This is a genomic window from Pantoea sp. BRR-3P (assembly GCF_039621635.1).
Lineage (GTDB): Bacteria > Pseudomonadota > Gammaproteobacteria > Enterobacterales > Enterobacteriaceae > Pantoea > Pantoea floridensis.
In genome coordinates, this window is the sequence record NZ_CP155066.1 from 148,398 (window position 1) to 167,649 (window position 19,252).

Consider the following 19,252-nt stretch of genomic DNA (forward strand, 5'->3'; position numbering starts at 1 on the left):
TGGCGCCGCTACGGAATGTGCCCGCGGTGACATTGGTTTTCATGCTAGCTTTAGATTTTGTGTTTTAGCGGAGAACGGCATGGCAAATCCATCACTGAAGTGGATCAACAACCTGCGCGTAGCAGGGCAGCAAGGCTTGTGGCAGATCGAAATCGACAACGGCAAGATTGCGCACCTTCGACCGCAGCCGCCACACACGGTTGAGCAGGCTGATGCGCTGGATGCGGAAGGCGGGCTAGCCAGCGCGCCGTTTATCGAACCGCACATTCACCTCGATACCACGCAAACCGCTGGCGAACCAGCCTGGAATCAATCCGGCACGCTGTTTGAGGGCATTGAACGCTGGGCTGAGCGTAAAGCACTGCTCAGCCATGAAGATGTGAAACAGCGCGCGCAGCAAACGCTGAAGTGGCAAATCGCCAACGGTATTCAGCACGTGCGCACCCACGTTGATGTTTCCGATCCCACGCTAACCGCGTTAAAAGCGATGCTGGAAGTGAAAGCAGAGATGGCACCGTGGATCGATATCCAGATTGTGGCATTTCCGCAGGAAGGCATTCTCTCTTATCCCAATGGTGAAGCGCTATTAGAAGAGGCGCTACGCATGGGGGCAGATGTGGTGGGTGCCATTCCGCACTTCGAATTCACCCGCGAATACGGCGTTGAGTCGCTGCATAAAGCTTTTGCTTTGGCCAATCGCTACGATCGGCTGGTGGATGTGCACTGCGATGAGATCGACGATGAGCAGTCGCGTTTTGTCGAAACCGTGGCGGCGCTGGCGCATCGCGATGGCAACGGCGAACGCGTCACCGCCAGCCACACCACGGCGATGCACTCTTACAACAATGCCTACACATCGCGGCTGTTTCGCCTGCTTAAGCTTTCCAATATCAATTTCGTTGCCAATCCGCTGGTGAATATCCATCTGCAAGGGCGCTTTGATAGCTATCCCAAGCGTCGCGGCATCACGCGGGTGAAAGAGCTGCTGGAGGCCCATATCAACGTCTGTTTTGGGCACGATGACGTGTTCGATCCCTGGTATCCGCTTGGTACCGCCAGCATGCTACAGGTGCTGCATATGGGACTGCACGTCTGTCAGCTGATGGGTTACGAGCAGATCGATAACGGATTGCAGCTGATTACCGCAAACAGCGCCAAAACCCTGCAGCTGGCAAATTACGGTATTCAACCGGGCAACGATGCCAGTTTGATTATTCTGCCGGCAGAGAGTGGATTTGATGCGGTCCGGCGACAGGTGCCGGTGCGTTATTCGCTGCGCAAAGGGATGGTGGTGGCAGCGACGCAGCCAGCCAGCAGTGAGATCTATTTAGCAGAGAAAGAGGCGGTGACGTTTAAGCGCTGAAGAGCAGGGCGGAGCGAACTCCGCCCGTCGAACTTAGTGGGTAACATGGCCGTGCTGGCGATGTTTAGTCACAAAGCCCAGCAGAACACACATCACAAATACCACGGCGTACAAACTGTTGGCGGTTGAGAGTGCCGCATGCGCGCCACCTTTTGCCACGATGGGACCGGTTACCACAAATGTCAGCATGGTGCCGACGGTGCCGCAGGTCAGGATGAAGTTCACCAGCTTCGGTGAAGAGACCTTAGTTTGCAGCGAGCCCAGCGTGATGATGGTGGTGTAAATCGCGCTTGAGCTGAAGCCCAGCGTCATGATGATCCAGTGCAGCATGCTGGCATCGTTGGACGTGACGAACCAGTACATCAAACCGGTTGCCAGTGCCGCGAGCACCATCAGGATGCGCTGCAGATCGAAGAAGCGCAGCACGAAGCTGAAGACCCACATGCCAACCATATAGGCGGTCCAGAAATTACCCACCAGTTGACCGGCAGCGGCAATGTCCATGCCCATCGATTTGGTGGCGTATTCTGGCACCCACGAGATGAAGCCGAGCTGGCCGAGGATGTAGCACAGTGCTGCAATCGACAGGAACAGCACGCCGACGCCCCACTTCTCTTTCTCCACGCCGGGCTTAGCGGCTTCGCTCTTCAATACTGGGAACTCAATGCACAGCGTCAGTACAAAAATCGCGAGATAAATCACGCCGATGCAGGCATAAACCCAATACCATGGCAGCGCGCGCGCCAGCAGGATACCCGCGATGATCGGGAAAATGGTGCCCGCCATGCTGAAGAACGAATCGGTAAACAGCAGACGTGCGCCGCGTTGACGACCATCATAAAGATGAGTGATCAGGAAGGTCCCGATCGACATAGTGATGCCGCTGACCACGCCGAGCACGAACATGCACAGCGAGAACACGGTGAGATCGTGGCTGGTCATCAGGCCGGCGACGGCAAGAATCATCAATACAAAGCCAAAGATCAGCTGGCGCTTCAGCGGCACAATGACCATCAGCCAGGCATTCAGGAACACTGACACCAAAATGCCCGCATTAAGGAAGGTAAAGGTGTTACTCATTTCTGAGATAGGACGCTGGAAATACTGTGCGATATTGTCCAGCACCATACCGGTAACAATCACCAGTGCGCCAGTAAGCGCATAGGAGAAATAGCTAATCCAGGTAAGGCCGAGCCGATTACGGTTTGTCATGTTCTGAACCTGTGAAGCGCCGAGATTGGCAAAAAGTGTCATGAATTGTAAGTGCAACTGTGATCTTAATAAACAACGAGTGAAACAAGCTGGGGATATTTCACTAATAGTGTGATTTTAATCACGCAAATGATTGCGTGGCGGCAAAAGTATGACAATCGCAACATCCACGTAAATATCGGTAAAACGCTGGCTCTTGGATTACTTGCTCTTTACAATCAATCTCGTTTTTGAGCTAGCTCTCCATGGTAAGGAATCTTTCATGCTTAAACGTACTTTGACAGCGGCAGTTGCCCTGTTAGCGCTCTCTTCCGTATCTTCTGCCGCGCTGGCAGCAAAAGGGGATACACATGTGCTGCTCACCACCTCTGCGGGCAATATCGAACTCGAACTGAACAACCAGAAAGCCCCGGTTTCGGTGAAAAACTTCGTTGATTACGTCAACAACGGTTTCTACAACAACACCATTTTCCACCGCGTTATTCCTGGCTTTATGATTCAGGGCGGCGGATTTACGGCGGATATGCAGCAAAAGCAAACTGTTGCGCCGATCAAAAACGAGGCCGACAACGGCTTGCGTAATCTGCGTGGCACCATTTCGATGGCGCGCACCGCAGATAAAGATAGCGCCACCAGCCAGTTCTTCCTCAACGTGGCAGATAACGCCTTCCTCGATCACGGTCAGCGTGATTTCGGTTATGCAGTGTTTGGTAAAGTTGTGAAAGGCCAGGATGTGATTGATAAGATTGCTCAGGTACCGACCAAAGATGTGGGTCCGTACCAAAATGTGCCATCAAAACCGATTGTTATCCTTTCCGCCAAAGTCCTGCCTTAATCGCGAAACGCGCCATTTTTGTTGGGCGCGTTATTGCCCCTCCGGCAAAGCAAAAAATTGCTGCTTATACTTAGGGCTCATTGCCAGCCGGAGGCGCTATGACCAGCAAACTCACCGAGAAACAAAAAGCCACCTTGTGGCAGCAGCAGCGCGCTGCGAGCTATCAAGCCAGTTGTCGTCTGGCCGGATACACATCTACTGAACCCTTGATCGATGCGGAACATGCCGAAGAACGACTTGCGTCGCTGAGGAGGCAATATGGCGGATAACAGCCTGGCGGTGCGCGATCCCTATCTGTGGCAAAACGACAACGTGCTCAAGAATCGCCTCGACATTCACGATGAAGCGCAGCTGCGTAAAGCCGAACTGGCCTTCAGCAGCGCGCGCCTGGCGACGTTAGAACTGGGGCCGCGCAGCATCGGCTTGCCGCGGTTGTGCCATATTCATCGCACGCTATTTCAGGATCTTTATAGCTGGGCGGGAGAGCTGCGCACTATCGATATCTGGCGTGATGAAACGCCCTATTGCCACTGCGAATATATCGAGAAAGAGGGCAATGCGCTGATGCAGGCGTTGGAAGAGGAGCGCGGTTTGGCCGACCTGGCAGTGGAAACCTTTGCGGCACGGATTGCGCACTACTACTGTGAGATTTTCGTCCTGCATCCGTTCCGCGCTGGCAATGGACGCGCGCAGCGTATCTTCTTCGAACAGCTGGCGTTGCACGCCGGGTACCAGCTGGCGTGGGACACGCTCAAGCGCGATGAATGGCGCGCGGCGATCTCGGCGGGCGTCGCCGGCGATCTGGCTCCGCTTACCGCGCAGTTTGCGAAAGTGGTGAGCCCGATTAGCTAAAATGGGTAGAATAGCGCCGCTTTTACTGGCCTGAGGGCGCTATGCTACTGCTAATCGATAACTACGACTCCTTCACCTGGAATCTCTACCAATACTTCTGCGAATTGGGCGCTGATGTGCGCGTGGTGCGCAACGATGCCATTACGCTGCAAGAGATTGAAGCGTTGCCGCTGACGCATCTGGTGATTTCGCCGGGTCCGTGTACGCCGGACCAATCTGGCATCTCGCTTGCCGCTATTCGTCACTTCGCCGGACGTGTGCCGATTCTGGGGGTTTGCCTTGGGCATCAGGCGATCGCTCAGGCATATGGCGCGCAGGTGGTACGCGCGCGGCAGGTGATGCACGGTAAAACCTCGCGCATTCAGCACAGCAATCAAGGCGTGTTCCGCAACCTGAATAATCCGCTGACCGTGACGCGCTATCATTCGCTGATTGTGGCGCGCGATACGCTGCCTGCAGACTTTGAAATTACCGCGTGGAGCCTGCGCGACGGCGAACCGGATGAGATCATGGGCTTCCGCCATCGCACCTTGCCGCTGGAAGGCGTGCAGTTTCACCCGGAAAGCATCCTCAGTGAACAAGGTCACCAGCTGCTGGCTAATTTCCTCAGCGCGTAACTTATATTTGCCATGGTGTGATTTTTTATGCATATTTTGTGATTATAATTTCACACTAGCTCAACAAATAACCCGATGAGGTCGTCAATGGCAGCGGAAAAACTAGCGGTAACCCGGGAAACGTTCGATAACGTAATTTTGCCTGTTTATGCACCTGCGCAGTTTGTGCCGGTTAAAGGCAAGGGCAGCCGAGTGTGGGATCAGCAGGGCAAAGAGTATATCGATTTCTCAGGCGGTATTGCGGTGACGGCATTGGGCCATTGTCATCCGGCGCTGGTGGAGACGCTGAAAACCCAGGGCGAAACGCTGTGGCACACCAGCAACGTGTTCACTAACGAACCGGCGCTGCGTCTGGCGAGTAAACTGATCGCTGCTACCTTTGCCGACCGCGTGTTTTTCGGTAACTCCGGCGCAGAAGCCAACGAAGCGGCCTTCAAGCTGGCGCGCTATTATGCCTGCAAAAAACACAGCCCATTCAAAAGCAAAATTATCGCTTTCCACAATGCGTTCCATGGCCGCACGCTGTTTACCGTGTCGGTTGGCGGGCAGCCGAAATATTCCGATGGCTTCGGGCCAAAACCGGCTGACATCGTGCATGTGCCGTTCAACGATCTCGACGCGGTAAAAGCGGTGATTGACGATCACACCTGCGCCATTGTGGTAGAACCGATTCAGGGCGAAGGCGGCGTGGTACCGGCTACGCAGGAATTTATGCAGGGCCTGCGTGCGTTGTGCGACGAACATAATGCGCTGCTGGTATTAGATGAAGTACAGAGCGGTATGGGCCGCAGCGGTAAGCTGTTCAGCTACGAGCATTACGGCATCAAGCCCGATATCCTGACCACCGCGAAAGCGCTGGGCGGCGGATTCCCGGTAAGCGCGATGTTGACCACCAATGACATTGCGGCAGTGATGGCGCCGGGCGTGCACGGCACCACATACGGCGGCAATCCGCTGGCCTGCGCGATTGCGGAAACCGCGCTGGATATCATCAATACTCCGGAAGTGCTGGAAGGTGTGGAAGCGCGCCGCCAGCAGTTTGTGGAAGCGCTGCAGGCCATCAACAGTAAATTCGCTATCTTCAGCGAGATTCGTGGCAAAGGTCTGCTGATAGGTGCCGCGCTGCAGCCGCAGTTCGCCAGCAAGGCGCGCGACATCCTCAATGCTTCTGCTGCGGAAGGGCTGATGATTCTCACCGCCGGGAGCGATGTGATTCGTTTAGTGCCGTCGCTGGTGATTGAGCCAACCGACATCGCCGAAGGCATGACGCGTTTCGCTACGGCGATTGAAAAGGTGCTGGCCGCTTAATCCGCTTTTGGGCGTAACGCCTTGAGCCAGCGGCCATGATGCGGTCGCTGGCTCCACGCCAGTGAAGAGATAGTGTGCATGACGTTAAGGTGCTGCAAAATCCGCTTCACGTGCTGTTCGACAATCGTTACCGGCCCTTCGTTAAGATTCTCCGGCGCTTCCAGAATATTGCTGTCGTTGCCCGGCCCGTCATACGCCAGCCGCTGCTGACAGCGCTGCAGCGCGATTTCACAGGATTGCAGATACCGTTCCGCCAGCTTCGACGTCAACATGGTGTGCTCGCGCGCGAGAATCGTCATGGCGTTGATGTGCTCAACGATAAACTGGCTGTGCGTCACCCACATGCGCATGTCTTGCAAATATTGCAGGTTGAAGCCGGGCTCGCTCGACGCCTGGTTCAGGGAGTTGAACAGCGCATTGTGCGCCTGATTGACCTTTATGCGCTGATAAGCCAGCTTTTCCGGCGCCTGTTCCGGTCCGAGCAGCAAGCGCAGTGCGTCCTGATAAGCTTCCAGCGCATCGTGCGCATTTTTACGCAGCAGCCCGCTTTGCCACTGTGGCCATAGCCAAATCATACCGGCGAAAGCAATCAAACAGCCCATTAGCGTGTCCATCATGCGCGGCAACAAGAATTGCGCGCCGTTGAGCGATAGCAGCTGCAGTGAATACACCGCGGTGACGGTGAAGCCAATCATCGACCAGCCGTAATATTTCCGCGTGATCAGATAGCTCGCCAGCGTGATGCCCAGCATAAATAGCAGAGTGATCGACTCCGGCACCGCCAGCCGCAGCGAGGCGGCGGCAATCAGCAAACCGGCAAAGGTGCCCAGCGCACGGTGCTGAATACGCACGCGCGTGGCGCTGTAGCCGTTCTGGCTGACGAACATGATGGTCATCAGAATCCAGTAAGGTTTAGGAATGTTGAAGAACAGCGCCAGTGCGCTACCAAACATCAGCATTACGGCAAAGCGGGCCGCGGTGCGTAACGCGGTAGATTTGAATGATAAATAGCTGCGCAACGCTGGCAATAGCGGTAAGCGGCGCTGACGATCGGCCATGAGATCGCGCGTGTAAAGCGGCTTCTGCGTGCGCAATACGCGGGCGATGCGGCTGAAGTGATAGAGGCAGAAGTTGCCAACCGGGTTATCCGGATGCTGACGGGCAATTTTCTCCAGCGCACCCAGCTGTTTCTCCATGTGAAAACGATCCGGCAGCTGATGATAGAGAATTGCATCAGCCAGCACGCGCAAACGTGCGGAGATGATTTTGGCGTTCCAGCGGATCACCGCTTCAGCGTGGCTCTCCTCCACCAGTTTCTGTACCTCTTCGGGCTGATGCAGACTGACCGAGATGTGTTCCTGCAAATCCAGCGCCACCTGGAAGGCGCGCGTCAGGCGCTTGTGACTGTTATCGCGGCTGGCCGACAGCATATGCATTTGCTGGTAACAGGTAGTGATGAGATCGACCGCTTTCTGCTGGCGCGCCAGCAGCGGCGGTAACGCTTTTTCCGGATCGGTCAGCTGTGTCAGTAAGGTGTATTTGGCATCGCAATAATCCGCCAGCTCGCGAAACAGCAGGCTGAGCGATTCACGCATCGGCTGCTCTTTCCACAGCCAGAACCAGAACCAGTTGAACAAGCCGTACCACAGCGTACCGCCAATATAGAGCAGCGGCGGCACCCATATCGGCATGCGCCCAACCAGGCTGAGCGTAAAGATAGCAGCGATTAAGGTGGCGGGCAGCAGGCGTGCATGCAGCGGGCCGATTTCGCCGGTCACGCCGATCAGCAGCGGCAGCGCCAGCAGGATCAACGGCAGCGGAATCTGGTAAGCGGTCAAAATTTGCATCAGGAAGCTGCCGGTGGCAAACAGCGAACCACCCACAATCAAGCGTTTGAAAAAGCGTTTGTGCGGCGTATCCAGACCCGCCATATTGCAGCAGGCAGGCACTAACGAGAACAGCAGACCTTTTTGCAGATCGCCAAACAGCCAGCCGAGAGCCACAGGCAGGCACAGCACCAGCGTTTGCCGCAGTGCATAGTTAACTTCAGGATGATAGATGATTCGGCGCCACATCAGCTCATCGCAAATAGAAACGGCGCGATGTTGCCATCACGCCGTGGGTGAGAAGAAATTAGCGGGTGCCGTAGACGACGATGGTTTTACCGTGTGCAGAGATCAGGTTCTGATCTTCCAGCATTTTCAGGATACGACCCACGGTTTCGCGTGAGCAGCCCACGATCTGACCAATCTCCTGACGGGTGATTTTAATTTGCATGCCGTCTGGGTGAGTCATCGCATCTGGCTGTTTAGCCAGATTAAGCAGCGTTTGCGCGATACGTCCTGTTACGTCAAGGAAAGCAAGGTTGCCCACTTTCTCTGATGTCACTTGCAGACGACGCGCCATTTGCGACGAAAGTCGCATTAAAATATCCGGGTTTACCTGAATCAGCTGACGGAATTTTTTGTAGGAAATTTCAGCCACTTCACAGGCAGACTTCGCACGCACCCAGGCACTACGTTCCTGGCCTTCTTCGAAAAGACCGAGTTCGCCGATGAAATCTCCCTGATTGAGGTAGGAGAGAATCATCTCTTTGCCTTCTTCATCTTTAATCAGTACCGCTACGGAACCTTTCACGATGTAGTACAGCGTTTCCGCTTTCTCACCCTGATGGATGAGCGTGCTTTTGGACGGATATTTGTGAATATGGCAATGGGACAGGAACCATTCGAGTGTAGGGTCTGTTTGCGGTTTGCCGAGAACCATTCGCTATTATCCTCTGTTGTAATCGTGCCCAAAATACAGGGGGCATTTTTTCCCTGTCAGGCGGTTTAATCGTCGAGCGTTTCCAGTAATGGAAAAATTATTCCGGGTCATTCTTAAGCTACGCTTTTGATTCTTCCCGCCTTCGTCTGTAACGACGAAAATATTTTCAGCACTGTTTGTAGCACAGCTTTTGCGAGCTGTCTTGTGTTGTCTCGCTTCAGCAAACGGGGGAATAGTCTGGATTGCTGTTTATCAGGTGAAAGCGTACTCTGGCGGCAAAACCGCCGCTTCAGGAGAAAGAATCATGCAGGCACGAGTGAAATGGGTGGAAGGTCTTACCTTTCTCGGAGAATCCTCATCCGGACATCAGGTGTTAATGGACGGGAATTCCGGTGATAAAGCGCCAAGTCCAATGGAGATGGTGTTAATGGCAGCAGGGGGTTGCAGCGCCATTGATGTGGTCTCGATTCTGCAAAAAGGGCGCAGCGATGTGGCCGATTGCGAAGTGAAACTCACCTCTGAACGCCGCGAAGAAGCACCGCGTATTTTTACCCACATCAACCTGCATTTTATTGTCAGCGGCAAAGCGTTGAGTGATAAGGCGGTTTCCCGCGCGGTTGATTTGTCAGCGGAAAAATATTGCTCGGTGGCGATCATGCTGGGCAAAGGCGTGGAAATCACCCATAGCTATGAAGTGATCGAACGTTAATGCTTCCAGGTGCGCATTAATGCGCACCCTACAAAACGCGCTCATTTCGTAGTGTCGCCATTAATGGCGACCTATCACTCTTATTCAATCCGCTTCCCTTCAATCAGTCGTTGCACCAGCGGCAGCATAATCAGCTCCATTGCTAATCCCATTTTCCCGCCGGGTACCACCAGCGTATTAATGTGGGAGATAAACGATCCCTGAATCATCGCCAGCAGATAGGGGAACGCAATCCCTTCTAAGCCACGGAAATGGATCACCACGAAGCTCTCATCCAATGACGGGATTTCCCGTGCGGCAAACGGATTTGAGGTATCGACGGTCGGCACGCGCTGGAAGTTAATGTGCGTGCGCGAGAACTGTGGCGTGATGAAGTTAATGTAATCCTCCATCGAACGCACCACTGAATCCATTACCGCTTCGCGTGAATGGCCGCGCTCGCCGGTGTCGCGCACCAGCTTCTGAATCCACTCGAGATTAACAATCGGCACCACGCCAACCAACAGATCAACATGTTCTGCCACATTCTGCTGCTGCGTGACAACGCCGCCGTGCAGGCCTTCATAGAACAACACATCGGTGTTTTCCGGCAGCGGTTGCCACGGCGTGAAGGTGCCCGGAACCTGATTCCACGGTACCGCTTCATCATAGGTATGCAGATATTTACGCGATTCGCCCAGCCCGGTTTTACCGTAGTGTTTGAATGTCTGCTCTAACAGGCCGAAGTCATTCGCTTCCGGGCCGAAATAGCTAATATGGCGACCAAGGTCGCGCGCCTTACGGATCGCCATGTCCATTTCTGGACGCGTGTAGCGATGGAAACTGTCGCCTTCGACTTCCGCCGCATGCAGATTCAGCTGCTGGAAAATCTTGCGGAAGGCGAGGCTGGTGGTAGTGGTTCCGGCGCCGCTGGAACCGGTGACGGCAATAATTGGATGCCTGGCTGACATAACAGAGCTCCCTGTGAAGTCCGGCGATGAGCATTGTTACCACGAATTGCCGCTGGGTGCATCAGCCGCGAAATTCACCCTTCGGCATGATGTTGATGGATTCATGCAGCTCCGACCATACCAGCACCACGTCGCCGCGCTCCAGCTGACGGCGCACGTCGGCCACTTTTTGCATCAGGCTTCGTTCCTGCTCGCCGTAATCGGTGCCTTCGCGCAGCACGAACGTTTCAATCAGGTTTTCCAGCGTTTCTGCTTCTAGTTCTTGCCACGGAATAATCACAATTGCACATCCAGATAAGTTGAGAGCCAGTCGGGCACGCGCTGTTCTAGCCACATTTTCGGTTTGAGTAAGGTGCCACCCACAAAACCTACGTGGCCGCCTTGCTGCGTCAGTTGATATTGAATGGAGGCTGACAGCTGCTCAGGGCGCGGGATCACAGCATCGGTCATAAAAGGATCGTCTTGTGCATGGATGATCAGCAGCGGTTTGCGTACGCCGGTCAGCAGCGGCATGGCGCTGGCACGTTGATAATAGTCGTTGGCATCAACAAAACCGTGCGCGCGAGCGGTTATTGCATCATCAAATTCACGCAGACGGCGAAAAGCGCGCAGCTGGCTGAGATCGACCGGCAGCGTGCCGGGCCAGGCATGTAATTTGCGCGTGGCGTTCTTTTTCAGCTGCGTCAGTAAATAGTGTTGATAGAAACGTGAGAAGCCGACATCCAGCTTGGTGCTGCATGGTTCCAACGCCAGCGGTGCCGAAATGGCGATGGCAGCATCGATGGGCACATCATTACCTTGCATGCCCAGCAGGCAAGCCAGCATGTTACCGCCCAGCGAAACGCCAACCGCAGCGGTCGGTACGGTTCCCCATTCACGCCGCAGCCAGTGCAGGAAATAGGTGGCGTCCTCGGTTTCACCGGAGTGATAGATGCGCTCCAGGCGATTCGGCTCGCCGCTACAGCCGCGAAAGTGCATGACCACCGCCAGCCAACCACGCGCCTGGCACGCCTGCATCAAGCCATGCGCATAAGGGCTGCGGAAACTGCCTTCCAAACCGTGAAACATCACCATGCGCGGCTTGTGACGTGCCTGCGCCGGATCTTCGCTCCACGCTAAATCAACAAAATCACCGTCGGGCAGGTCAAGACGCTGCCAGTGCGGGCGTAGGGTAACGCGGCGGCGTAAAATGCGCGGCAGCAGCGTTTGCAGATGCGCGTTAGTGAATCCGCGCAGTGGTTTAAAGCGCTCGCCGCTGGGGCGATCAAAATAGCTTGGGTAAAGGCTTGTCTGATGCATAAGTCGCTGATAGCTTCGATGGGTTGTTCGCTTTACTGGGTGAGGAGCACCCGAATATACATGGAACTGAGTCTTTTTTTATCAATGTTAGGTTTTCTTTGGGTCGCAGCCATCACGCCCGGGCCCAATAATATGTTACTTACCGCCTCTGGTGCTAATTTTGGCTTCCTGCGCACCATACCGCTGCTCATTGGTATCATGATTGGCATGCAAGTCATGTTGCTGATGGTGGCATTTGGCATCGGCAGTCTTATCCTGCTTTATCCCTCACTACATCTGATCCTGAAGATTGCCGGTAGCCTCTATCTGCTGTGGCTGGCGTGGAAAATCGCCACCGCTGAATATGAAAAGCTGGAAACCGATGACGTCAATGTGAAGCAGATGCCGTTCTGGCAAGGCGGCTTGTTGCAGTTGATCAATCCGAAAGCCTGGCTGATGGCGCTGGGTGCGGTTGCCAGCTTTAGCCTTGCTGGTAGCCAATATCTTCATTCAGTGGTGGCGATTAGCATCGGCATGGCGATGGTAAACGTGGTCTCTGGCGTGATTTGGATGGGCTTTGGTTCGCTGATTGGACGTCTGCTGCGCAGCCCGCGCGCATGGAAAATCTTCAATCTGGCAATGGGCTTGCTTACCGCCGCCTGCGTGTTGCTGATCTGGCGCTGAGTTAACTGGAAGCGCGCTCGACGCGCTTCCAGGGTAACACCTCATGCACCACCGGCGAGTTTGGCTGGCGAATCCGATTCAATAACAGTTGTACGCTACGCGCGCCCATGCGATTCATCGGCTGCTCGATGGTCGTCAGCGGCGGATTCAGACTGCTGGTAAAGTTGATGCCATCAAATCCCACCACCGCTAAGTCTTCTGGCACGCGCAAACCCGCTTCCAAAGCCGCATGAATCACGCCAACCGCCAGCACATCCGAAACCGCAAACACCGCATCAGGGCGCTCAGGCAGCGTTAGCAGTTCGCGCAACGCCGCGCTGCCCGCGTCGCACGAAACGTTTTCCGCATAGGCCACGCTGCCCCAATTAAGGTCCAGTTTTTCCAGTGCATTGCGATAGCCCTCTTCACGCTGATGTGAATAGAGGTAGCGCATATCGCAGTTCACCAGCGCAATACGCCCGCGGCCTTTGCTCGCCAGGTAACACACGGTTTCGAATGCGGCTTCTTTATTATCAATCGCCACGCTGGATGCCGCGATTGAGGGATCGTATTCGGCACACTGCACCCAGGGAGCATCGCCAATCAGCTCTTTCAGCTCTTGCAGGCACGCCGCCGCATCCATGGTGATCACGCCATCCACCACTTTACCGGTCAGCAGCGCAATGTAGGCCGCTTCGCGCCGCAGCTGCGATCCGGAGTTGCACAGCAGGATGTGATAGCCCTGCGCTTCGGCTTCGGCCTCAATGCCCTGAACCACGCGGGAGCAGAACGGATTGGTAATGTCGGGAATCAGTACCAGCAGCATATGGCTTTGAGCAGTGCGCAATTGTCGCGCCAGTAAATTTGGCTGGTAATCACAAATGTCGATGGCCGCGAGCACTTTGGCGCGCGTATCCGGACGCACGCCGGGATTGTGGTTCAAAACCCGTGAAACCGTGGCTTTTGACACACCCGCTAAGTGCGCGACTTTCTCAATCGACATGGATTAGGACCGTTTGTAGGAGATGAGGAAAAATGAGAAGTCTATCAATATCACAGTCCTAATGTGAGCGCGTGACATATTTATCATTTCGCCTGTTCTTTGTATTTGCGCTTTTTGCATAGGCTTGCCCGATGTTGATCTAAGAACGGATCGTCATTAGGGATAATTTTTAATTCCTTTATGAAACTACTGTCGCTGGAGAAACTGCCCTCACAAAAACACATTGGGGTGAGTGATGATGGCAACGAAAAAAACAATAACGGCGGTGGCTGCGGCTTTGGCCCTGATGGCGTTCCAGGCGCAGGCGGTCAATGTCACCGTGGCGTATCAAACGTCGGCTGAACCGGCCAAAGTGGCACAGGCAGATAACACCTTCGCCAAAGAGAGCGGCGCGACGGTTGACTGGCGTAAATTCGATAGCGGTGCCAGCGTGCTGCGTGCGCTGGCGTCGGGCGACGTTCAAATCGGTAATATCGGCTCCAGCCCGCTGGCTGTCGCCGCCACGCAAAAACTGCCGATTGAAGCTTTCCTGCTGGCCTCCCAGCTCGGTAACTCCGAAGCGCTGGTAGTGAAGAAAACCATCAAGGATCCCAAAGATCTGATCGGCAAGCGCATCGCCGTGCCCTTCATCTCTACCACCCATTACAGTTTCCTCGCCGCGCTGAAACATTGGGGCATCAAGCCTTCGCAGGTGACGTTAGTGAATCTGCAGCCACCGGCGATTATTGCCGCCTGGAAACGCGGTGACATTGATGGCGCCTACGTGTGGTCTCCGGCGGTAAATGAGCTGGAGAAAGATGGCAATGTCCTGACCGACTCTTCGCAGGTGGGCAAATGGGGCGCACCAACGCTGGACGTCTGGGTAGTGCGTAAAGATTTCGCGCAGCAGCATCCGGAAATCGTCACCGCCTTTGCGCGCAGCGCCGTTGAAGCGCAGCAGGCTTACATCGCGAATCCAGATCAATGGCTGAAGCAGCCAGACAATTTGAGCAAGCTGGCGCGCCTGAGCGGCGTTCCTGAAGGGGATGTGCCGGTGCTGGTAAAAGGCAACACGTACCTGACTGCGCAACAGCAGGTCGAGCAGCTCGGTAAGCCGGTAAACAAAGCGATTGTTGATACCGCAAACTTCCTGAAAGAGCAGGGCAAAGTACCTGAGGCCGACAGCGATTACAGCAGCTTCGTCACCACGCGATTCGTTGCACCCTTAGCGAAATAACGGAGGCCGTATGCTCAACATCACCCATCTCAATGCGCGTTACGCCGGTCAACCCGCGCTGCAGGATATCAATCTGCAGCTGGGCAGCCGCGATCTGCTGGTGGTGCTGGGCCCCTCCGGCTGTGGCAAAACCACGCTGCTGAATCTCATCGCCGGCTTTCTGCCGCTTGAATCCGGCAGCATTACGCTGGATGGCAAAGCGGTGCAAGGGCCGGGCGCCGAGCGCGGCGTGGTGTTTCAAAATGAAGGTTTGCTGCCGTGGCGTAACGTGATTGATAACGTTGCGTTCGGCTTGCAACTGGCGGGGATGGCGAAGGCGGAGCGCCATAACATTGCACGCCGTTTAATCCGCAAAGTAGGACTTGAAGGTGCAGAGAAGCGTTTTATCTGGCAGCTCTCTGGGGGTCAACGTCAGCGCGTGGGCATTGCGCGTGCGCTGGCGGCTGATCCTCAGCTGCTGCTGTTAGATGAGCCGTTTGGCGCGCTGGATGCGTTTACCCGTGAACAGATGCAAACCCTGCTGCTGACGCTGTGGCGTGATACCGGCAAGCAGATTCTGTTGATCACCCATGACATCGAAGAAGCGGTGTTCCTTGCCAGTGAATTAGTTCTGCTGTCACCCGGCCCGGGCCGCGTAGTGGAACGCCTGAAGCTCGATTTTGGCCAGCGCTTCGCCGCCGGGGAACCGTGCCGCGCTATTAAATCCGACCCGGCGTTTATCGAACGTCGGGAATATGTGTTGAATCAGGTCTTTTCCCAGCGCGAGGCATTCCTATGAGTGCGGTGATTGATGAGAAAACCCAAACGCGTCGTCGCAGACTGCGCTGGCCATTTTCCCTCCAGTTCTCTCTCAGTTTGCTGAGCGTAGGCGTGCTGCTGTTGCTGTGGTGGGGCATCACGACGCTCGGTTTAATTGCGCCGCTGTTTTTACCGCCGCCGCAGGTGGTGCTGCAAAAACTGATATTAATTGCCAGCCCGCAAGGCTTTATGGACGCTACGCTTTGGCAGCACTTAGGTGCCAGCCTGGCGCGTATGCTGGTGGCGCTATTCTTTGCCGCGCTGATTGGCATTCCGGTTGGTATTGCGATGGGTTTGAGCCCCTCGATTCGCGGCCTGCTGGATCCGCTCATTGAGCTTTATCGTCCGGTGCCACCGCTGGCGTATCTGCCGCTGATGGTGATTTGGTTCGGCATCGGCGAAACCTCAAAAATTTTACTGATTTATCTGGCGATTTTCGCCCCGGTGACGTTATCGACGTTGGCGGGGGTGAAGAATGCGCAGCAGGTGCGAATTCGCGCTGCGCAGGCGCTGGGTGCCTCGCGCTGGCAGCTGCTGCGTTTTGTGATTCTGCCCGGCGCGCTGCCGGAAATCCTCACCGGCTTGCGGATTGGTCTCGGCGTAGGTTGGTCAACGCTGGTCGCGGCCGAACTGATTGCCGCTACGCGCGGGCTCGGCTTTATGGTGCAGTCGGCCGGTGAGTTTCTCGCCACCGATGTGGTGCTGGCCGGTATCGCCGTAATTGCCCTGATTGCCTTTGGCTTAGAACTGGGTCTGCGCGCGTTGCAGCGCCGCCTGACGCCCTGGAATGGAGAACAGCAATGAACGAACGTCTTACTTTTACCGCTCTGGGCCCGTATATCGGGGCGCAGGTCAGCGATGTCGATCTCAGTCGTCCGCTGAGTGATGCCCAGTTTGAGCAGCTTTATCACGGCCTGCTGCGCCATCAGGTGCTTTTCTTGCGTAATCAGGTGATTACCCCTGAGCAGCAACGTGCGTTGGCGATTCGCTTTGGCGATCTGCATATCCATCCGGTTTATCCACATGCCGAGGGTGTGGAAGAGATCATTGTGCTGGATACGCATCAGGACAACCCGCCGGATAACGACAACTGGCACACCGATGTCACCTTTATTGAAACGCCGCCGGCAATTGCCATTCTGGCTTCGAAGCTGCTGCCAGCAAGCGGCGGTGACACTTTGTGGTCTAGCGGGATTGCGGCGTATGAAGCGCTGTCTGAGCCGTTTAAGCAGCTGTTAAGTGGATTACAGGCGGAACACGATTTTAAAAAGTCGTTCCAGGAGTACAAATACCGCAAAACGGAAGAGGAGCACCAGCGCTGGCAGCAGGCGGTGGCGAAAAATCCGCCGGTGCAGCATCCGGTGATTCGCACGCATCCGGTCAGCGGACGCAAAGCGCTGTTTGTGAACGAAGGTTTTACTACGCGTTTGCTGGGACTGAGCGAAAAAGAGAGCGAGGCGATTCTCAACTTCCTGTTCTGGCACACCGCTAAGCCTGAGTTTCAGGTGCGCTGGCGCTGGCAGGAGAATGATGTGGCGATCTGGGATAACCGCGTAACGCAACATTATGCGAACGCGGATTATTATCCAGCGCGGCGGGTGATGCATCGCGCGACGGTGATGGGGGATAAGCCGGTTTAAGGCTGGCCCTCACCCTAACCCTCTCCCGCAGGCGGGAGAGGGAATGTTTAGGTGGTGCTCTGTATTGAATTTATGCTCGATCGGCTCCCTCTACCGCTTGCGGGAGAGGGCTGGGGTGAGGGCGTCGTACATCACTGTGCCAGCATCTGCTCCAGCTGTTCCTGCGCATCGAGCCATGCCATTTCGACCTCTTCCAGCGCGGCCTTACTTTCTGCCTGACGCTGCAATGCCACATTCAAATCGGCTTTGCGGCTCTGATCGTAAATCGCGCTGTCGGCCAATTGCGCTTCAGCATCGCTCAACTGGCTCTGCCACTTCGCCATCTGCTTCTCAAGCTTCTCGATCTCTTTACGCAGCGGCTGGGTTTGCGCGCGCAGTTCAGCGTCGCGGCGCTTCTGATCTTTACGGGATTGCGCGCTATTGCCGTTATCCTGCTTCGGCGCGGCATCCTGTTGTGCCTGCTGCTTCTGCACATCGCTCAGCCACTGCTGATAATCTTCCAGATCGCCCTCAAACACATCGACCTTGCCGTCATGCACCAGATAAAGATCGTCGGTGGTGGCGCGCAGCAGATGACGATCGTGCGATACCACCATCAGCGCGCCTTCAAAATCAATCAGCGCTTCGGTCAGTGCCTGACGCATATCCAGATCGAGGTGGTTAGTCGGTTCATCGAGCAGCAGCAGGTTCGGACGCTGCCAGACAATCAGGGCCAGCACCAGACGCGCTTTCTCACCGCCGGAAAAACGTTCAGTGATTTCGCTGACTTTATCGCCCTGGAAGCCGAAGCCGCCCAGATAGTCGCGCAGCTGTTGTTCGAGCACTTTCGGCGCAATGCGGGACAAATGTTGCAGCGGTGATTCATCGGCACGCAGATACTCCAGCTGATGCTGAGCGAAGTAGCCAAGCTTGATACCTTTCGCCAGGCCAACTTTGCCATCCAGCGCTTCTAATTCGCCCGCTAACAGTTTAATTAGCGTCGATTTACCCGCGCCGTTACGGCCCAGCAGGCCAATGCGTGAACCTGGCACCAGGTTGAGTTTGATGGCGTCAAGAATGATACGCTCGCCATAACCGGCGGTGACTCTTTCCATTTTCAGCAACGGATTCGGCAAACTTTCCGGCGCGCGGAAGCTGAAGCTAAACGGGTTGTCGACGTGCGCGGGCGCAAACAGCTCCATGCGCTCGAGCATTTTAATACGGCTCTGCGCCTGCTTAGCTTTGGTCGCCTGAGCGCGGAAGCGGTCGATATACTTCTGCAGGTGCGCCACTTTTTCCTGCTGGCTCTGGAACAGCGCCTGCTGTTGCGCCAGTTTGGCGCCGCGCTGACGCTCGAACGAGCTGTAGTTACCGGTGTATTCGAACATCGTCTGCTGTTCGATGTGGATGATCTTATCCACCACCGGATCGAGGAAGTCGCGGTCGTGCGAAATCAGCACTAACGTGCCTTCATAGCTTTTCAGCCAGCGTTCCAGCCAGATTACGGCATCGAGATCGAGGTGGTTAGTCGGTTCATCCAGCAGCAGCAGATCGGAACGGCACACCAGCGCCTGGGCAAGGTTGAGGCGCATACGCCAGCCACCGGAAAAATCGCTCACCGGCCGCATTAATTGTTCCTGGCTAAAGCCCAAACCGTGCAACAAGCTGGAGGCGCGAGCAGGTATGCTCCACGCCTGAATGGCATCGAGCCTGCCGTGCAGCAGCGCGATAGCGTTGCCATCGTTGCGCGCATTGGCATCGGCCAATTCAGATTCAAGCTGACGATATTCGCGGTCGCCATCGATAACATAATCCAGCGCGGGTTTGCTCAGCGCCGGGGTTTCCTGGTTGACCCACGCCAGCGCCCAGTTGCTGGGGAACGTGGCGTTGCCGGCATCGCTGCTGATTTCGCCCTTGAGCAACGACAGCAGCGTCGATTTGCCGCAGCCGTTTTTGCCCACCAGGCCGACTTTCTGCCCAGGGTTGATGGTGGCCGTTGCGTTATCCAGCAGCACGTTGGTGCCGCGGCGAATTTGTAGTGCTGAAAAGACAATCATAAGCGC

At 55.4% G+C, this 19,252-nt stretch carries 20 protein-coding genes; 12 read left to right on the top strand and 8 right to left on the bottom strand.

Annotated elements, in window-relative coordinates; translation table 11 throughout:
• Positions 1-79: 79 nt before the first annotated feature.
• Positions 80-1,363 (top strand): cytosine deaminase, encoded by a 1,284-nt coding sequence (locus AAGR08_RS00645; RefSeq protein WP_345827936.1) that lies wholly within the window; start codon positions 80-82, stop codon positions 1,361-1,363.
• 33 nt (positions 1,364-1,396) lie between these two features.
• Here the strand turns inward: AAGR08_RS00645 and tsgA are convergent, their stop codons facing one another.
• Complete coding sequence (tsgA, locus tag AAGR08_RS00650) at positions 1,397-2,575, bottom strand: MFS transporter TsgA (protein ID WP_345827938.1); 1,179 nt, start codon at positions 2,573-2,575, stop codon at positions 1,397-1,399.
• A 262-nt stretch (positions 2,576-2,837) separates the two neighbouring features.
• Between tsgA and ppiA the strand changes: the two genes are divergently transcribed.
• From ppiA to AAGR08_RS00675, 5 genes are all read left to right on the top strand, one after another.
• On the top strand, positions 2,838-3,410 hold the full coding sequence (gene ppiA / locus AAGR08_RS00655; RefSeq protein ID WP_097095802.1) for a peptidylprolyl isomerase A: 573 nt from the start codon (positions 2,838-2,840) through the stop codon (positions 3,408-3,410).
• A 98-nt stretch (positions 3,411-3,508) separates the two neighbouring features.
• Positions 3,509-3,679 carry a YhfG family protein gene (locus AAGR08_RS00660; protein ID WP_097095803.1) on the top strand — a complete coding sequence of 57 codons (171 nt, stop codon included), beginning with the start codon at positions 3,509-3,511 and terminating at the stop codon, positions 3,677-3,679.
• Positions 3,669-4,262: a putative adenosine monophosphate-protein transferase Fic gene (locus tag AAGR08_RS00665; RefSeq protein WP_345827940.1), complete on the top strand. Its 594-nt coding sequence runs from the start codon at positions 3,669-3,671 to the stop codon at positions 4,260-4,262. Before AAGR08_RS00660 ends, AAGR08_RS00665 begins: the two co-directional genes overlap by 11 nt.
• A gap of 41 nt (positions 4,263-4,303) precedes the next feature.
• Entirely contained in the window at positions 4,304-4,879 is a 576-nt protein-coding gene (locus tag AAGR08_RS00670; RefSeq protein ID WP_097095805.1) for an aminodeoxychorismate synthase component II, read from the top strand.
• 87 nt (positions 4,880-4,966) lie between these two features.
• Complete coding sequence (locus AAGR08_RS00675) at positions 4,967-6,187, top strand: aspartate aminotransferase family protein (protein WP_345827943.1); 1,221 nt, start codon at positions 4,967-4,969, stop codon at positions 6,185-6,187.
• On the opposite strand, the gene AAGR08_RS00680 is transcribed toward AAGR08_RS00675, so the two are convergent.
• Positions 6,184-8,262 carry a YccS/YhfK family putative transporter gene (locus AAGR08_RS00680; RefSeq protein ID WP_097095807.1) on the bottom strand — a complete coding sequence of 693 codons (2,079 nt, stop codon included), beginning with the start codon at positions 8,260-8,262 and terminating at the stop codon, positions 6,184-6,186. The two genes, AAGR08_RS00675 and AAGR08_RS00680, sit on opposite strands and share 4 nt — an antisense overlap.
• Positions 8,263-8,320: 58 nt before the next feature.
• Positions 8,321-8,953: a cAMP-activated global transcriptional regulator CRP gene (gene crp / locus AAGR08_RS00685; protein ID WP_003852956.1), complete on the bottom strand. Its 633-nt coding sequence runs from the start codon at positions 8,951-8,953 to the stop codon at positions 8,321-8,323.
• Positions 8,954-9,257: 304 nt separating this feature from the next.
• Here crp and AAGR08_RS00690 point away from each other — a divergent pair, with 304 nt between their 5' ends.
• Positions 9,258-9,662 carry an OsmC family protein gene (locus AAGR08_RS00690; protein ID WP_097095808.1) on the top strand — a complete coding sequence of 135 codons (405 nt, stop codon included), beginning with the start codon at positions 9,258-9,260 and terminating at the stop codon, positions 9,660-9,662.
• An 80-nt stretch (positions 9,663-9,742) separates the two neighbouring features.
• Here the strand turns inward: AAGR08_RS00690 and AAGR08_RS00695 are convergent, their stop codons facing one another.
• From AAGR08_RS00695 to AAGR08_RS00705, 3 genes are all read right to left on the bottom strand, one after another.
• Positions 9,743-10,612, bottom strand: a complete 870-nt coding sequence (locus AAGR08_RS00695) for a phosphoribulokinase (RefSeq protein WP_097095809.1) — start codon at positions 10,610-10,612, stop codon at positions 9,743-9,745.
• Between the two features lie 61 nt (positions 10,613-10,673).
• Positions 10,674-10,892 carry a YheU family protein gene (locus AAGR08_RS00700; protein WP_097095810.1) on the bottom strand — a complete coding sequence of 73 codons (219 nt, stop codon included), beginning with the start codon at positions 10,890-10,892 and terminating at the stop codon, positions 10,674-10,676.
• The gene (locus AAGR08_RS00705) at positions 10,889-11,911 is read right to left on the bottom strand and encodes a hydrolase (RefSeq protein WP_345827946.1); all 1,023 of its coding nucleotides are present in this window, start codon (positions 11,909-11,911) and stop codon (positions 10,889-10,891) included. Before AAGR08_RS00705 ends, AAGR08_RS00700 begins: the two co-directional genes overlap by 4 nt.
• 60 nt (positions 11,912-11,971) lie before the next feature.
• Here AAGR08_RS00705 and AAGR08_RS00710 point away from each other — a divergent pair, with 60 nt between their 5' ends.
• Complete coding sequence (locus AAGR08_RS00710; protein ID WP_345827947.1) at positions 11,972-12,574, top strand: LysE family translocator; 603 nt, start codon at positions 11,972-11,974, stop codon at positions 12,572-12,574.
• Between the two features lies 1 nt (position 12,575).
• Here AAGR08_RS00710 and AAGR08_RS00715 read toward each other — a convergent pair whose 3' ends face one another.
• On the bottom strand, positions 12,576-13,556 hold the full coding sequence (locus AAGR08_RS00715) for a LacI family DNA-binding transcriptional regulator (RefSeq protein WP_345827949.1): 981 nt from the start codon (positions 13,554-13,556) through the stop codon (positions 12,576-12,578).
• Between the two features lie 235 nt (positions 13,557-13,791).
• On the opposite strand from AAGR08_RS00715, the gene tauA reads away from it, so the two are divergent.
• From tauA to tauD, 4 genes are read left to right on the top strand one after another with little or no spacing between them, the layout of a single operon-like run.
• On the top strand, positions 13,792-14,772 hold the full coding sequence (gene tauA, locus AAGR08_RS00720) for a taurine ABC transporter substrate-binding protein (protein WP_097095814.1): 981 nt from the start codon (positions 13,792-13,794) through the stop codon (positions 14,770-14,772).
• A 10-nt stretch (positions 14,773-14,782) separates the two neighbouring features.
• Positions 14,783-15,550, top strand: coding sequence for a taurine ABC transporter ATP-binding subunit (tauB, locus tag AAGR08_RS00725; RefSeq protein WP_097095815.1), 768 nt, complete (start codon positions 14,783-14,785; stop codon positions 15,548-15,550).
• Entirely contained in the window at positions 15,547-16,374 is an 828-nt protein-coding gene (gene tauC, locus AAGR08_RS00730) for a taurine ABC transporter permease TauC (RefSeq protein WP_345827952.1), read from the top strand. Before tauB ends, tauC begins: the two co-directional genes overlap by 4 nt.
• Positions 16,371-17,210, top strand: a complete 840-nt coding sequence (gene tauD / locus AAGR08_RS00735; RefSeq protein WP_345827954.1) for a taurine dioxygenase — start codon at positions 16,371-16,373, stop codon at positions 17,208-17,210. Before tauC ends, tauD begins: the two co-directional genes overlap by 4 nt.
• 131 nt (positions 17,211-17,341) lie before the next feature.
• On the opposite strand, the gene AAGR08_RS00740 is transcribed toward tauD, so the two are convergent.
• Positions 17,342-19,246 carry an ABC transporter ATP-binding protein gene (locus AAGR08_RS00740; RefSeq protein WP_345827956.1) on the bottom strand — a complete coding sequence of 635 codons (1,905 nt, stop codon included), beginning with the start codon at positions 19,244-19,246 and terminating at the stop codon, positions 17,342-17,344.
• Between the last annotated feature and the right edge of the window lie 6 nt (positions 19,247-19,252).

Bases quoted from the DNA above. Each gene is read 5' to 3' on its own strand.
- tsgA (WP_345827938.1), bottom strand. From the start codon at position 2,575: ATGACAAACCGTAATCGGCTCGGCCTTACCTGGATTAGCTATTTCTCC.
- AAGR08_RS00660 (WP_097095803.1), top strand. From the start codon at position 3,509: ATGACCAGCAAACTCACCGAGAAACAAAAAGCCACCTTGTGGCAGCAG.
- AAGR08_RS00680 (WP_097095807.1), bottom strand. From the start codon at position 8,262: ATGTGGCGCCGAATCATCTATCATCCTGAAGTTAACTATGCACTGCGG.
- AAGR08_RS00645 (WP_345827936.1), top strand. From the start codon at position 80: ATGGCAAATCCATCACTGAAGTGGATCAACAACCTGCGCGTAGCAGGG.
- AAGR08_RS00665 (WP_345827940.1), top strand. From the start codon at position 3,669: ATGGCGGATAACAGCCTGGCGGTGCGCGATCCCTATCTGTGGCAAAAC.
- AAGR08_RS00690 (WP_097095808.1), top strand. From the start codon at position 9,258: ATGCAGGCACGAGTGAAATGGGTGGAAGGTCTTACCTTTCTCGGAGAA.
- tauA (WP_097095814.1), top strand. From the start codon at position 13,792: ATGATGGCAACGAAAAAAACAATAACGGCGGTGGCTGCGGCTTTGGCC.
- tauB (WP_097095815.1), top strand. From the start codon at position 14,783: ATGCTCAACATCACCCATCTCAATGCGCGTTACGCCGGTCAACCCGCG.
- AAGR08_RS00670 (WP_097095805.1), top strand. From the start codon at position 4,304: ATGCTACTGCTAATCGATAACTACGACTCCTTCACCTGGAATCTCTAC.
- AAGR08_RS00705 (WP_345827946.1), bottom strand. From the start codon at position 11,911: ATGCATCAGACAAGCCTTTACCCAAGCTATTTTGATCGCCCCAGCGGC.
- AAGR08_RS00710 (WP_345827947.1), top strand. From the start codon at position 11,972: ATGGAACTGAGTCTTTTTTTATCAATGTTAGGTTTTCTTTGGGTCGCA.
- tauC (WP_345827952.1), top strand. From the start codon at position 15,547: ATGAGTGCGGTGATTGATGAGAAAACCCAAACGCGTCGTCGCAGACTG.
- tauD (WP_345827954.1), top strand. From the start codon at position 16,371: ATGAACGAACGTCTTACTTTTACCGCTCTGGGCCCGTATATCGGGGCG.
- AAGR08_RS00740 (WP_345827956.1), bottom strand. From the start codon at position 19,246: ATGATTGTCTTTTCAGCACTACAAATTCGCCGCGGCACCAACGTGCTG.
- AAGR08_RS00675 (WP_345827943.1), top strand. From the start codon at position 4,967: ATGGCAGCGGAAAAACTAGCGGTAACCCGGGAAACGTTCGATAACGTA.
- ppiA (WP_097095802.1), top strand. From the start codon at position 2,838: ATGCTTAAACGTACTTTGACAGCGGCAGTTGCCCTGTTAGCGCTCTCT.
- crp (WP_003852956.1), bottom strand. From the start codon at position 8,953: ATGGTTCTCGGCAAACCGCAAACAGACCCTACACTCGAATGGTTCCTG.
- AAGR08_RS00695 (WP_097095809.1), bottom strand. From the start codon at position 10,612: ATGTCAGCCAGGCATCCAATTATTGCCGTCACCGGTTCCAGCGGCGCC.
- AAGR08_RS00715 (WP_345827949.1), bottom strand. From the start codon at position 13,556: ATGTCGATTGAGAAAGTCGCGCACTTAGCGGGTGTGTCAAAAGCCACG.